The sequence below is a fragment of the Moorena producens 3L genome (assembly GCF_000211815.1).
Lineage (GTDB): Bacteria > Cyanobacteriota > Cyanobacteriia > Cyanobacteriales > Coleofasciculaceae > Moorena > Moorena producens.
On sequence record NZ_GL890968.1, the window covers coordinates 1 to 13,185 of the forward strand.

13 protein-coding genes are annotated in these 13,185 nt (G+C 42.7%); 6 read left to right on the forward strand and 7 right to left on the reverse strand.

Annotation, left to right across the window (positions count from 1 at the left end; genetic code table 11):
- Positions 1-288: 288 nt before the first annotated feature.
- The gene (locus LYNGBM3L_RS44450) at positions 289-444 is read right to left on the reverse strand and encodes a hypothetical protein (RefSeq protein ID WP_154659938.1); all 156 of its coding nucleotides are present in this window, start codon (positions 442-444) and stop codon (positions 289-291) included.
- A gap of 359 nt (positions 445-803) precedes the next feature.
- On the opposite strand from LYNGBM3L_RS44450, the gene LYNGBM3L_RS27585 reads away from it, so the two are divergent.
- From LYNGBM3L_RS27585 to LYNGBM3L_RS27595, 3 genes are all read left to right on the forward strand, one after another.
- On the forward strand, positions 804-1,130 hold the full coding sequence (locus tag LYNGBM3L_RS27585; protein ID WP_008189178.1) for a peptidoglycan-binding domain-containing protein: 327 nt from the start codon (positions 804-806) through the stop codon (positions 1,128-1,130).
- 395 nt (positions 1,131-1,525) lie between these two features.
- A complete protein-coding gene (locus LYNGBM3L_RS27590; protein WP_008189180.1) occupies positions 1,526-1,906 on the forward strand; it encodes a peptidoglycan-binding domain-containing protein in 381 nt (126 codons plus the stop codon).
- Positions 1,907-3,109: 1,203 nt separating this feature from the next.
- Entirely contained in the window at positions 3,110-3,505 is a 396-nt protein-coding gene (locus tag LYNGBM3L_RS27595; RefSeq protein WP_008189184.1) for a peptidoglycan-binding domain-containing protein, read from the forward strand.
- A 482-nt stretch (positions 3,506-3,987) separates the two neighbouring features.
- Here the strand turns inward: LYNGBM3L_RS27595 and LYNGBM3L_RS44455 are convergent, their stop codons facing one another.
- The 4 genes from LYNGBM3L_RS44455 to LYNGBM3L_RS27615 all read right to left on the reverse strand — a co-directional run bounded on the left by LYNGBM3L_RS44455 (position 3,988) and on the right by LYNGBM3L_RS27615 (position 6,697).
- The gene (locus LYNGBM3L_RS44455; protein ID WP_008189188.1) at positions 3,988-4,164 is read right to left on the reverse strand and encodes a hypothetical protein; all 177 of its coding nucleotides are present in this window, start codon (positions 4,162-4,164) and stop codon (positions 3,988-3,990) included.
- Between the two features lie 398 nt (positions 4,165-4,562).
- Entirely contained in the window at positions 4,563-4,880 is a 318-nt protein-coding gene (locus LYNGBM3L_RS27605; RefSeq protein ID WP_008189192.1) for a hypothetical protein, read from the reverse strand.
- A 150-nt stretch (positions 4,881-5,030) separates the two neighbouring features.
- Positions 5,031-5,954 carry a tetratricopeptide repeat protein gene (locus LYNGBM3L_RS27610; RefSeq protein ID WP_131826993.1) on the reverse strand — a complete coding sequence of 308 codons (924 nt, stop codon included), beginning with the start codon at positions 5,952-5,954 and terminating at the stop codon, positions 5,031-5,033.
- Positions 5,924-6,697, reverse strand: coding sequence for an RNA polymerase sigma factor (locus LYNGBM3L_RS27615; RefSeq protein WP_008189195.1), 774 nt, complete (start codon positions 6,695-6,697; stop codon positions 5,924-5,926). The genes LYNGBM3L_RS27610 and LYNGBM3L_RS27615 overlap by 31 nt, the downstream gene beginning before the upstream one ends.
- On the opposite strand from LYNGBM3L_RS27615, the gene LYNGBM3L_RS49050 reads away from it, so the two are divergent.
- Complete coding sequence (locus LYNGBM3L_RS49050; protein WP_267872106.1) at positions 6,682-6,804, forward strand: hypothetical protein; 123 nt, start codon at positions 6,682-6,684, stop codon at positions 6,802-6,804. The two genes, LYNGBM3L_RS27615 and LYNGBM3L_RS49050, sit on opposite strands and share 16 nt — an antisense overlap.
- 221 nt (positions 6,805-7,025) lie before the next feature.
- Here the strand turns inward: LYNGBM3L_RS49050 and LYNGBM3L_RS27620 are convergent, their stop codons facing one another.
- On the reverse strand, positions 7,026-7,748 hold the full coding sequence (locus LYNGBM3L_RS27620) for a helix-turn-helix transcriptional regulator (RefSeq protein WP_008189197.1): 723 nt from the start codon (positions 7,746-7,748) through the stop codon (positions 7,026-7,028).
- Positions 7,749-8,304: 556 nt separating this feature from the next.
- Between LYNGBM3L_RS27620 and LYNGBM3L_RS27625 the strand changes: the two genes are divergently transcribed.
- Both LYNGBM3L_RS27625 and LYNGBM3L_RS27630 read left to right on the forward strand, forming a co-directional pair.
- Positions 8,305-11,898, forward strand: coding sequence for a WD40 repeat domain-containing protein (locus tag LYNGBM3L_RS27625; RefSeq protein WP_008189201.1), 3,594 nt, complete (start codon positions 8,305-8,307; stop codon positions 11,896-11,898).
- A 592-nt stretch (positions 11,899-12,490) separates the two neighbouring features.
- Positions 12,491-12,745, forward strand: coding sequence for a hypothetical protein (locus tag LYNGBM3L_RS27630; protein ID WP_008189203.1), 255 nt, complete (start codon positions 12,491-12,493; stop codon positions 12,743-12,745).
- A 97-nt stretch (positions 12,746-12,842) separates the two neighbouring features.
- Here the strand turns inward: LYNGBM3L_RS27630 and LYNGBM3L_RS44460 are convergent, their stop codons facing one another.
- Complete coding sequence (locus LYNGBM3L_RS44460; protein ID WP_154659939.1) at positions 12,843-12,980, reverse strand: hypothetical protein; 138 nt, start codon at positions 12,978-12,980, stop codon at positions 12,843-12,845.
- Positions 12,981-13,185 lie beyond the last annotated feature (205 nt).

The following is a 13,185-nucleotide window of genomic DNA, read 5'->3' on the forward strand; positions in this document are numbered from 1 at the left end:
ACCTTTTTGATTCGATATTTTTACGTAGATTAAGATAGGATTTTGCCAGGGTTGCCCCCTGGCAAATCAGGAATGGTGAAGGTTGTTTTGTGGAGGAATATTAAGCAACATGAAGCAGAATGAGTTCGGATGTTATTGCTTTCCAGCAGTTGCTGACTAACTCGGAAATCATGTCATAACTGATCTGAAATTATCGATATTTGAGTGCAGCTCAGCTGTATTTGTGGAAGGTTAAAGTACAGAATTCGGTCAAGGATTGGGGTTAACCCAAACTTGACCGATTTTTTTTTAGGGAGTCGGGAGTAGGGAGTAGGGAGTAGGGAGTCGGGAGATAGGGAGATAGGGGATATTTTTATTAAGTGCGTTCGCGTAGCGTGACCATAAGTCAATCGCGTAGCGTGACCTACGGTCAATCGCGAAGCGGTAGCCCTTTGAGCTAATCACCTATCTTGTATGGTGCGTTAAGAAAGTGTAGCGCACCTGTTTAACTATCAGTAATGCGTTCGCGTAGCGGCTCGTACCGAGCATCGCGTAGCGGCTCAATGCCCGCGCATCCCTAGAGCAACCAACACACTGAAACGGCTACAAGTTAGCTGACAAAAGGGTTTTGGGCTTTGAAATCGGTTTAATGGGGTCAGTCGAGAACAAAAAATTGGTGCTAACTCGAAAAATTCCAAAATAGGGTTTTGAGATCGTCTTAAGGGTGTAGAGACAAAAGACAGAAAATAAAAACTTTGTCCAATGTCGAAACCTGAAAAGGTTTTCCTAGTAAACGTCAAATCATTAAGGAAAAGAAATCCCTCATGCTAACTAACACTATCAATTCTAACTCTGTACTAGCTAATGCTTCTGAAGTAACTAGTCAGGCTAACGCTGCTTACGTCACCCACCTACCAGTTTTGAAAAAGGGAACAGCCGGTGAAGCTGTCCGCTTTCTCCAGCAGTTATTAATTTGCTACATGGGCTATTCTTTGGTTTTTGACGGACAGTTTGGCTCCCAAACAGAACAGGCAGTAAGGGATTTCCAAAGCTACTATAACTCCCTCTACAAATCTAATCCTGACTACTTGATTGTTGATGGGATTGTCGGTAAAGAAACCTATCGTGCCATCGGTAATATGTTTTGCTAAAGATGCCGAATTAGTGCGTTCGCGTACCGTGACGGTCAATCGCGAACCGCTCTTTGGGCTAATCCCTGATCTGGTCAGGTGCGTTACACGTTGTTAACGCACCTTTTTTGCGATCAGTAATGGGTTCGGGTAGCGGCTGGGAGCATCCCTTTTTCAACAAACACACTGAAACGGCTACAAGTTAGCTGACAAAAGGGTTTTGGGCTTTGAAATCGGTTTAATGGGGTCAGTCGAGAACAAAAAATTGCTGCTAACTCGAAAAATTCCAAAATAGGGTTTTGAGATCGTCTTAAGGGTGTAGAGACAAAAGACAGAAAATAAAAACTTTGTCCAATGTCGAAACCTGAAAAGGTTTTCCTAGTAAACGTCAAATCATTAAGTAAAATAAATCCCTCATGCTAACTAACACTATCAATTCTAAATCTGTACTAGCTAATGGTTCTGAAGTAACTAGTCAGGCTAACGCTGCTTACGTCACCCACCTACCAGTTTTGAAAAAGGGAACAGCCGGTGAAGCTGTCCGCTTTCTCCAGCAGTTATTAAATTGCTACATGGACTATTATTTGGTTATTGATGGACAGTTTGGCTCCCAAACAGAACAGGCAGTAAGGGATTTCCAAAGCGACTACAACTACCAGGGCAAATCTAATCCTGACTACTTGATTGTTGATGGGATTGTCGGTAAAGAAACCTATCGTGCCATTGGTAATATGTTTTGCTCTCACGGGGTGACAAGCAGCCAGAACCTAAGAGACAAGGAGGGTTGTAGCAATTAACCCTGGGGAAAAAATCAAGGGATTTCATCCCGACCGTCTATGATAATGATAATCTAACACCACTGGGGTAGTACCATCGCTACTACCCCAGTGGTGAGTTGATGTTCTGTGTTAACAAACCAGTGTCTTCACAATGGCTGATGATTAATGGTAAAAAAATCTCGGTCTGTATCATGAGTAATGACCGAGAAAATGTTAAATCAATTACTATCTTATCAACAACATCTCCAGCTTTACTTAAATCACAAACAAATCCTAACTTTTAAAGTGTTACTAGTTTCCTTACTGCCAGCTCACAAACAAGTAACACTTTAAAAGTTAGCGGCTTATTTACCTTTACCTATTCTTTATGAAAGTCGTCGGCGACATTTACAAATCTTCTTGAGTCTTAAAAAGATTAGTGTACCATTAATCTGCTTTCCAATTATTAAATATTTCGTCAACAATCATTTCTAAAAAGGAATTCGTATTCTGGTTATCATTGATGGAACTAAGTGGCAAGATAACAATCTATTAATGGTGAGTGTCAGCTATCAGAAAAGAGCCATACCAGTGTACTATAAATTATTAAAAAAGAAAGGGAGTAGTAATAAGCGTGGAGCAAATTGCTGTACTACGTCCAGTTATTAAGATCTTCAAAGATTATCAAATAGTAGTCATAGGAGACAGAGAGTCTCAAGTTTACCTCTGAACAGCCCCCGTTAAGGGGGTTTTTTGATGCTAACATAATCCCATAAAGTCCCGACCGGCTATTTGGTCTATACAGCTCGTTACTGTTAGTAATTAATCCAATTTAGCGTTATCTTGTACTCTCTGTAACAAACACAAGGGCAGGGATCTAGCCTCGGTTGCACCAGGGGTAAATTGTCCCTGGTGCATCTCATATTTGTAAAAAAGAAGGGGCGGGGGCGCGGGAAGTGTGGGAATTTTTGCCTAATTTCATCCATTGAGATGCACCCAATTGTCCCTGACACTGAAACGGCTACAAGTTAGATGGCAAGAGGGGTTTGAGAGGTGAAGTGGGTTTAATGGGGTGAGTCGATCGACAAAAATTGGTGCTAACTCGAAAAATTCCAAAATAGGGTTTTGAGATCGTCTTAAGGGTGTAGAGACAAAAGACAGAAAATAAAAACTTTGTCCAATGTCGAAACCTGAAAAGGTTTTCCTAGTAAACGTCAAATCATCAAGGAAAATAAATCAATCATGGGAACTAACACTATCAATTCTAACTCTGTACTAGCTAATGGTTCTGCAGCAGCTAATGGTTCTGCACTAGCTAATGGTTTGGCACTAGCTAATGGTTCTGAAGTAACTAGTCAGGCTAACGCTGCTTACGTCACCCACCTACCAGTTTTGAAAAAGGGAAAAGCCGGTCAAGCTGTCCGCTTTCTCCAGCAGTTCTTAAATTGCTACATGGGCTATTATTTGGTTATTGACGGACAGTTTGGCTCCCAAACAGAACAGGTAGTAATGAAGTTCCAAAGCGACTACAACGAAACCCTCTACGAATCTGATCCTAACCACTTGATTGTTGATGGGATTGTCAGTAAAAAAACCTATCGTGCCATCGATGATATCTTGACTCTACGGTCATGCTAAATAAACACTTTGGCAAAGGGACTGAGGCCGTGGGCCAAACGCGAACGGAGCAGGGGAAAGAGGCCGTATTCAGAAAATTTTGCTAGTTAAATAGCCTAAGAACCCTTGTACCGTAAGCTTTCTGAGTTTTTTAACTGTCGGTTTAGCATAAAAGGTACTGAAGAACCAATATCTTTTGCTAAGATCCCGAATTAGTGCGTTCGCGTAGCGTGACCTACGGTCAATCGCGAAGCACTGCCCTTTGGGCTAATCCCTGATCTTGTCGGGTGCGTTAACCAAGTGTAACTGAGATCTTGCACCATTGTCATTAATCGTAGGGTGGGCAGTGCCTACCAAGGCGCTTTGCAAGCTTCATTATCTGTCTGGTGCACTGCCCACCCTACATGAACCAAGCTTATTGAGAATGGTGCAAGATGTGAGTGTAACGCACCTCTTTAACTGTCAGTAATACTTTCCCATAGCAGCTCTTTGCTGAGCATCGCTTATCCTAGGGTTAACACTCCCATGGGAAAATCCACAACTAAACGCTTTGTTCGTAACCACAAAACACCTAAAAGACTATTGACCAGTTCATTTCCGCGTAACACTTCAACCGTAAACTCCTCTTCCTCAATAACTACCTTTACCTCATATAGCGTTTTTATTTGAGATGTGAACATAGGATTGATATAAAAAGGGAACAGGGAACAGCGGATCTGGGAACAGGGAACAGTAGTCAAGATATCCGAGCAGTTTTTGGTATTATGATAAATCAGCAGTAAACGGGAGCAGGTCAAAGTTGCAGAACAAAAGTACTATGTCCCATTAGCGGAAGCAATTACCCATGAGGGGGCTATAGATAATGTACAAATATAAATAAGTAAATGCTCCCCCTATTACCTATTACCTATTACCTATTACCTATTACCCAAATTTAGTACTTTGGTTCTGCATAAGTGACATGCTTCCGCAGTAAACCCTGTATCTAACAGTGCCATAACGGGAAAAATCTCCCCATCAGCAGACATCAAGCCAATTTCAAAAAATAACTCCCCTCGACTATTAAATTCACCTTGGATCATATTCTGCCACAAGTTCCCGTTTCATTAATTTGCATAATAATACACTTTTTACCTGGATGTTTAGAACGGGATTTGGAAAGTGCTACCTTTTCATCTTTATCGATAAAATACTCTCCACTATCAGATTCAATAATAATAAACCAATCATAATGCTCTTGAATCAACTCTGGTTGTACTCGCTCAAAGAGCTCTCGACAACGCTTATAAAACACTGCATCTTCTGCTTTAATTCTGGCTTTTTCTTCAGGAGACAGTCGTTTCTCCGGAAAAACCTGTCCTCGCCTTACAGTGTGATGGGAAGATGATTGTGTCATTGGTTTTACGACCTAGGAATCACTTATAGCAAAGGGAACAGGGAACAGGGAACAGGGAGTAGGGAGTAGGGAGTAGGGAACTTCGGATCAAAAATTATTACAATCCATTTTAGATGGTGCGTTACATTTCATTAACGCACCCTACAACTATTATTGGTCAGACAAAAACCGGGAATAATAACACCAGCCATGAGGATTATTTGGGTACTGCTCAGTAAATTGCTTCAATATAGCCACGCTTTTTGCTGATTCTCCTCGCAACCGATAATAGTCAGCCTGTAACTTATGAGCATCAGCGGAGTGGGGAGCCAGTTTCAATACAGCATTAACTATCTTTTTAGTCTGCTTTCCTTCTTTACCCAATACTAATTTCATCCGGCAACGATAGGCCAAGCGTCGTTTTAAAACTGAGTAATCACCAGGGGCTAACTGTTCTGCTCTACTTAACCTCAACTCTGCTGACTGAAAATCACCCAGTATTAGGAGTGCATCATAACTGTGAATCATAGCAACAATATCATCTGGCTGAAGTAACAAGATTTGCTCAAAAGCTTTCAGAGCAGCGTGAGCATTATCCAGTTCCATCTCAACTCGCCCCCATGCTAACCAGTGAGACGGATTTTCTGGCTCAGAAGATGCGGCTGTCTCAAAGGCTTTTACTGCTTTCTCTGGCTGACGGCGACAGACCTCTATCAAACCCCGGATATGATGCCCAGTAGCAACATTACTGGATAATGGCAAAGCACTCTCATAAACCTCAATTGCCTTAGCCACCTCTCCCATCAACTGTAAAAGTTTCCCCAGTTTCAACCTTACCTGAATTAATTGAGGTTGCCGCTGAATAACTTGGTCATACTCCTTAACAGCCTGCTCCCAGTTTCCACTTTTATAGAGCAAATCAGCCAATTCCAACCGTTTTTTCCATCCAGAGGGATACTGCTGCACATAGTTAGTTAAGGTTTTCAACTTCTGCTGTTTTCGGGTGGTTTTTTTATCTAATACCAGTTGTACATTTAACTGGACCTTTGAAGACTGGGATAAGGTTACCAAACAGGGGTTAGTGTTTCTAGACATATCGCTGTTACCTCATAATTAATTTTATCATTAATTTGCTCAAAATGGCACTCTTTTGTTGTCGCATTTTGAGATGGAATAACTGATTTTTTAGTTTTCACTTCATCCCAACTATCATCCTTTTCAATATCTTTTAACAAGGGGTGATAATCATCTATGCCTGATAGATACCGCTTCAACTGCTTTTCCATAATTGCTCGCCCCTTTTGAATGCGTTTGTAAACGTTATCCACCGAGAGAGCAAGTTTTTTGGCAATGTCTGGGTAGGGTATATCTTGGTAAAAATGCAGCACAAAAGGCTCTCGCAGTTGGGGAGACAGAGCGTCTATTTCACGGCGGATGTACATTCGTAACTCGCGACGGAGAAGAGCTGACTCAGGAGAGTAATCACTAGAAGCTAATGTCTGGTGTTCTCCCCCTGCCATTTCTTCAATGCTCTCCATACCGATTGCACCTCTGTGGCGTTTTCGATGCAGATCTACGCACAGGTTATGAGTCATTCGAGTTAGCCATGCTTTGGGATTAGTAATTTTTTCGGCGTGGTGTGGTAGTTTCTCCCATGCCTTGATTCTGGCCAGACTTAATGCTTCTTCAGCATTGGTGCGATCGCCTCCCATCCAAGTTACGCACCGACCGTAAAGATAGTCTTGATTGACCAGCCATAACTGCCAAAAGGCAGTGCGATCGCCAAGAGATATACTTTTTAATAGATTAATCTCGTCTAATTTTGTTTCTGTTTTCATTTTTTTTTAGGGAATCGGGAATCGGGAATCGGGAATCGGGAATCGGGAATCGGGAAAAAATTCGTAAGCATTCAGCTATCAGCTATCAGCCGTCAGCTATCAGCTAATGCGCTACTTAAGGTGCTACACCGAACAGCTTTTGAATAAAACAAGTAAGCATTGGTTTAATCTCTGTTACGTCAGCACCTCAAGTAGCGTGAGCCATTCTTAGCCTGGCTATTCCCGTAGCCTAGCCTTTGGCCTTTGGCCTTGGCTGACGGCTGACGGCTGAATGCTTACAAAAATTCTGTGTACCTCATAGCTAGGAAAAACGCTATATATATTAATGTTAATACTGCATCACTTCTTTTTGTTTAGCGTAAATGTTTTTCAGGTGCTTCTTAACAGTATTGATGCTGATACATAGCTGCTGTGCAATTTCTTCGTAAGTAAAGTTCGCTTTTTTAAGTAACCATACTTCCTTCTCCCGGTGACTTAACCCATATTTAATAGCATCAGTGATAGCGGAATTCTTGGTAGATTGATGTTTATCTTCTAGGGTGAATAACAGATAAGGATCTCGGGATAATTCTAACGTTAACCATCTAACCCTAACCCGAAATTTAACTGACTTATCCACGTTAATTTCAGCTTCGAGAATTAGTTTGCGATCGCCAAACAACTCACGACTATCAATTAATGATTCGCAAACTCGCCAAATTGCCTGAGGGATAGAATTTATCGGTGACTTACCTTGAGAGATTTGAGAGCACATTCGACGTCCAGACTCATTGGCATGAAACAACTTTTTGTTAGTATTTAGAATCAGCACCCCATCAACAAAGCCTTCAATAATTGCTTTGAGCAGTAATGGCAAACCTTCTTCTGAATCTAACTCTGGCTTACTGCTTTCGGGTTTAGTAGCTTCTTCTTTGATTGATTGTGGTAAACTTAAATAGTGTTTAACAGAATCTAGTTTTTTATCCGGTTTATGAAGTTCAGATGTGCTTGAAGCCGCCACTTGGTTAACATCAATACAAATGGGTTTGGTCAAGAGTTTTTGATTAGTCATGGTGAAATGTGATTATGATAAATTACTTGGGGTTATTTCAAATGCCATCGAGCAACTAATTGGTTGTTTTCCGTTTTCCATTTAGCGCTCAAATTATTTCGATTTTTAGCAGTCCACTGGGGCTGCTGAAATTATTATCAAAGATAAATTCGCTGTAATCAGCTAGGTTATCTAGTCCAAGGAAGTTGAGCCAAATTTCTAACAATAGCCATAACGTTGTTCTTGCCAACAGTTTTTTATAGAGCACATTCATGGTTTTATTTAGGATAAAATTACTAGAATATATAGCAGTTGTTTGACTCAGTGGTGCGTTACGGGCAGCAACCTAACCCGGGCGTTGAGGCTGAAAATTAGGGTGAGCGCCCCTAACGCACCCTACAGAACTATTGCCTATTGCCTATTGCCTTTTGCCTTCAATTGCTATATATTCATCAAACCCCACTGCATACTGACTTACCGCCTGAGATGATCTGACTTGTGACTAACTTGTGACGAACTTGTGACTGAATTTTCCTCTGTCAATGGTATAATCCCTACAGTCAGGATCCCATCAGCCATGCCCAGGTCGCTCAAAGTCCGTAAGGAGTGCATTGAAAAAGTTAAACTGGCAGTCAGGCGTAACGGTTTTCAGAGCCAGAGGGCTTTGGCTGAAGATGTGGGGTTTGCCTTAGCCACAGTCAGCAACTTCCTGACCGGTAAACCCGTTGACTATATTACTTTTGAAGAACTTTCTCAGAAATTGTCACTGGAATGGAGAGCCATTGCCAATTTGGATGTTGACCTGCCATCCCAGGCTGTAGATGATGTACTATCCCAGACTGTAGAGGACCTGCCATCCCAGACTGTAGATCAAAAGCCACAGATCACAACCTCCCCCAAACGCCAAGACTTGGGAGAAGCAATTGATGTTACCAATTTCTACGGGCGCAAGGAAGAATTAGCCACACTCAAACAATGGATTATTAATGACCATTGCCGACTGATTACCTTAATTGGCATGGGTGGAATTGGTAAAACAACTTTGTCTGTCAAGTTAGCCCAGCTTCTACAATCGGAATTTCAGTACCTGATTTGGCGAAGTTTGCGTAATGCGCCACCCATTCACGAGCTTTTGACCGACCTGATTGGGTTTTTGTCCGATCAGCAAGAAACCACTTTACCCGAAAACTTAGATGGTAAAATATCCTGTTTAATCGACTATCTGCGGGCAGAGCGTTGTTTGTTGATCTTAGATAATGTAGAGTCAATTCTATCCCCTGACCAACGGGCAGGAGCCTATCGCCCAGGATATGAAGGCTATGGGCAGCTGCTCAGAAGCTGGGGCGAGACTAACCATCAAAGTTGTCTGGTGTTGACCACTCGGGAGAAACCCAGAGAAATTAGGAATAAAGAAGGTGTAAACGCTCCCATTCGTTCCCTGAGGTTACCTGGCTTAACAGAGGGAGAAGGGGAGAAAATTCTCGCCGAAAAAGGCTTTTCTGTCTCAAAAGACGAATGTCAAGCACTGGTAGAGTTTTATGGGGGCAATCCTTTAGCCTTGAAGATTGTTGCCACCACAATTTATGAGTTGTTTGACGGCGATGTGGCTCAGTTTTTAGAAGAAGGCACTATTGTCTTTGGTGATATTTCCGATTTAATGGACCAGCAGTTTAATCGCTTGTCAACTATAGAACAACAGGTGATGTACTGGCTGACCATTAATCGAGAATGGGTCTCATTTAAGGAGCTACAAGGGGACATTATTCCGGTTGTTTCATTCAAACATTTATTAGAAAGCTTAGAATCTCTACAATTGCGCTCAATGATTGAGAAGACTTCGGGAAAATTCACTCAACAACCCGTGGTGATGGAGTATGTCAGCGATCGCTTAATTGAACAGATTTTTCAAGAAATTCAAACGGGAGAAATAGCACTATTGGAGCGCTGTGCCTTAATCAAAGCCCAAGCCAAAGATTATCTGAGAAATGCCCAAATTGAGCTGATTCTAAAACCGATTACCGAACAACTCCTCAACCTGCTTGGTCTCCCGGAAAATGTGCAAAACTATTTGAATCAAATTTTATCAAAACTGAAGTCTTTTCCCCCTCGAAAACCAGGATATGCCGGGGGGAATGTTGTCAATTTACTCTGGCAGCTTGATCTTGACCTGAGTGGCTATGATTTTTCTAACTTAACGGTTTGGCAAGCTTACCTACAGGGCATGAATTTGCATCGAGTCAACTTCGCCAATGCCGATTTAAGTAAGTCGGCTTTGACTCGCACCTTAGGGGGGGTTTTATCAGCGACCTTTAGCCCAGATGGGAAACTCCTGGCAACCAGTGTTGATAATGAGATTTGGTTGTGGGATGTTGCCAACATTAAACAAATTATTACCTGCAATGGTCATACCGCTTGGGTGCAATCCCTGGCTGTTAGTCCAGAGGGAGAAATTTTAGCCAGTGGTAGTAACGACCAAACAATCAGGTTGTGGAATGTCCACACCGGGCAATGTCTGAAAACACTGCGAGGTCATACCAGTTGGGTGCAATCCCTAGCTTTTAGTCCAGAGGGAGAAATTTTAGCCAGTGGTAGCCATGACCAAACGGTAAAGCTGTGGAATGTCCACACCGGAAAATGTCTGCAAACCTTGTCAGGCCATAGCAATCCAGTATTTTTTACTACCTTCACCCCCAATGCACAAACCTTGGTCACTGGGGGCGAAGACCAAACTGTGAGAGTCTGGGATGTCAACACTGGTTCTTGCCTGCAAGTCCTAGAAATCCCGATCAATTGGGTATTATCGATTGCCCTTAGCCCAGATGGAGAAACATTGGCAACTGGAAGTGATGGCACAACGGTAAAATTTTGGGATTTAGCCAGTGGTGAGTGTATTAAAACCTTACCAGACTACAACAGTCATGTGTGGTCAGTTGCTTTCAGCCCAGATGGTAAAACACTGGTGACGGGTAGTGAGGATACAACGGTTAAAATCTGGGACGTGGCAACCGGGAAATGTCTGCAAACGTTGCACGAGTATAGCAATTCCCCTTTAGGCAATAGCTACGCTTCACGGATTTGGTTGGTTGCTGTTAATCCCGATGGTCAAACCTTGCTGAGTGTGAGTGAAAACCAAACCATGAAGTTATGGGATATCCACACGGGACAATGTTTAAGAACAGTGTATGGGTATAGTAATTGGATCTTATCCGTTGCTTTTAGTCCAGATGGTCAAATGTTGGCCAGTAGTAGCGAAGACCAACGGGTAATATTGTGGGATAGTGATACGGGGCAATGTCTACAAACCTTGTCAGGACATACTAATCTGGTCTCATCGGTCACTTTTGCTCCCAAAGACGATCAGATTCTGGCCAGTAGCAGTGACGACACAACTATCAAACTTTGGGATGCAAATACAGGAGAGTGTTTGCAAACACTGTGGGGACACGATAGTTGGGTGCATGCGGTCAGCTTCAGTCCAGAGGGAGAAATTTTAGCCAGTGCCAGTCGTGACCAAACGGTAAAGCTTTGGGATTGGCATACGGGAGAATGTCTGCACACCTTAGAAGGGCATATTCACCATGTCAAAACTATTAGTTTCAGTCCCTGCGGTAAAATCCTAGCCAGTGGTAGCCATGACAACACGATCAAACTTTGGGATGTCAGTACGGGAACCTGTCTACAAACATTGCCAGGTCAAGGGGATTGGGTTTTATCGGTTGTGTTCAGTCCCGGTGGAAATCTGCTGGCGAGTGCCAGTGGAGACCAGACGATTAAACTGTGGGATGTTGAGACGGGGCAATGTCTACAAACCTTATCCGGTCACACATCTAGAGTCAGAACAATTGCCTTTAGTCCAGATGGCAAGAGTTTAGCCAGTGGCAGTGATGACCAGACTGTTCAACTGTGGGATATCAGTACAGGTACTGTTCTCAAACTATTTCAGGGACACCACAAAGCAATCCGGTCAATTGCCTTTAGTCCTAATCGTCCTGTGTTAGTGAGTAGCAGCGAAGATGAAACCATTAAGCTTTGGGATGTGGAAACCGGTAAATGTGTAAAAACCCTGAGAATTGATCGACCCTATGAAGGGATGAATATTAAAAACGCCATTGGTTTAACCAAACCTCAGAAAAACACGTTAAAAGCTCTAGGTGCAGTAGAGAAAGGCTAAGAGGCAAGAGGCAAGAGGAACCCACCCCTAACCCCTCCCAGGAGGGGAAGGCAAGAGGCAAGAGGAACCCACCCCTAACCCCTCCCAGGAGGGGGAGGCAATAGGCAAGAGGAACCCACCCCTAACCCCTCCCAGGAGGGGAAGGCAAGAGGCAAGAGGAACCCACCCCTAACCCCTCCCAGGAGGGGAAGGCAATAGGCAAGAGGAACCCACCCCTAACCCCTCCCAGGAGGGGAAGGCAAGAGGTAAGAGGCAAAAGTTTACTACAACAGCGTTTCAGCTTGTATCAATGTCCTCTTAATACGTAGTGCTATAGCTGATCGCTGATCGCTGATCGCTGACGGCAGCGCAATGGTTCTAGCTTCCTTGACAAATCAGCTCATAATATGCTATTTTAGAAATAGAGCTTATTATAATAAAGCCGGGTAAGCGCAAGAAAAATTAAGCAAAAATGTGATATGCGGCAAGGATAATGACCATGGTAAGCCTTGATTATCATAACTATTGCGCTTAGTTATCACTATTTTTAAGAATAATTTCTTGAGTCTTGCCCTTGCCCTGTATCATACAGTTGAGGTTAAAAAAAGTGGCTATGGAAAATACAGAACCTAACCAAAATTCTGAAGATCAAGTAGTAGAAAATACATCTGGCGATACTAACCCCTTAGGGGACGCTCGCTCCGACTCTCAGGAAACAGTAACAACTCCTGAAGAAGCTGAAGTAAAAGCTGAATCGAGTGATGAAAATGTCGAAACAGATAATCAAGACACTAAAGAAATTCCCGCACCAGAATCTAATCCAACTACTAGTGAGCGTTCTCCAGGAAAAACCGATAGAGGTTTATAATCCAGGAGTTATATTCTTGGGCGAGAATTGACCAACTCAGCCGGGAGCATGTCACCTTTGTAATTAGGTACATAGATCCCCCCTAACCGGGAGCATGTCACTTATGCAGAACATTTGTACGCTTATCTGGGTAATAGGTAATGGGTAATAGGTAATGGGTAATAGGTAATGGGTAATAGGTAATGGGTAATAGGTCATCAGGGGAGCATGTCACAAATGCCGAATATTTGTACATTATCTATAGCCCCCTCATGGGTTTAAGCTTGCTCTAATGGTACATAGTACTTTTGTTCTGCAACTTTGACCTGCTCGGGTGCATCTCACTTTTGCAATTAAACAAAAATTATAATAAAATTCCCAAACTGCCTACACTACCCACCCTCCCTAAAATCCCCACGCTTCCGACACTTCCGGCACTTCCCTTCTTTTTTACAAAGATG

Coding starts and splice junctions, on each gene's coding strand:
- LYNGBM3L_RS27630 (WP_008189203.1), top strand. CDS start 12,491: ATGGAAAATACAGAACCTAACCAAAATTCTGAAGATCAAGTAGTAGAA.
- LYNGBM3L_RS27595 (WP_008189184.1), top strand. CDS start 3,110: ATGGGAACTAACACTATCAATTCTAACTCTGTACTAGCTAATGGTTCT.
- LYNGBM3L_RS44455 (WP_008189188.1), bottom strand. CDS start 4,164: ATGTTCACATCTCAAATAAAAACGCTATATGAGGTAAAGGTAGTTATT.
- LYNGBM3L_RS27615 (WP_008189195.1), bottom strand. CDS start 6,697: ATGAAAACAGAAACAAAATTAGACGAGATTAATCTATTAAAAAGTATA.
- LYNGBM3L_RS44460 (WP_154659939.1), bottom strand. CDS start 12,980: ATGTACAAATATTCGGCATTTGTGACATGCTCCCCTGATGACCTATTA.
- LYNGBM3L_RS27585 (WP_008189178.1), top strand. CDS start 804: ATGCTAACTAACACTATCAATTCTAACTCTGTACTAGCTAATGCTTCT.
- LYNGBM3L_RS27610 (WP_131826993.1), bottom strand. CDS start 5,954: ATGTCTAGAAACACTAACCCCTGTTTGGTAACCTTATCCCAGTCTTCA.
- LYNGBM3L_RS27625 (WP_008189201.1), top strand. CDS start 8,305: ATGCCCAGGTCGCTCAAAGTCCGTAAGGAGTGCATTGAAAAAGTTAAA.
- LYNGBM3L_RS27590 (WP_008189180.1), top strand. CDS start 1,526: ATGCTAACTAACACTATCAATTCTAAATCTGTACTAGCTAATGGTTCT.
- LYNGBM3L_RS27605 (WP_008189192.1), bottom strand. CDS start 4,880: ATGACACAATCATCTTCCCATCACACTGTAAGGCGAGGACAGGTTTTT.
- LYNGBM3L_RS27620 (WP_008189197.1), bottom strand. CDS start 7,748: ATGACTAATCAAAAACTCTTGACCAAACCCATTTGTATTGATGTTAAC.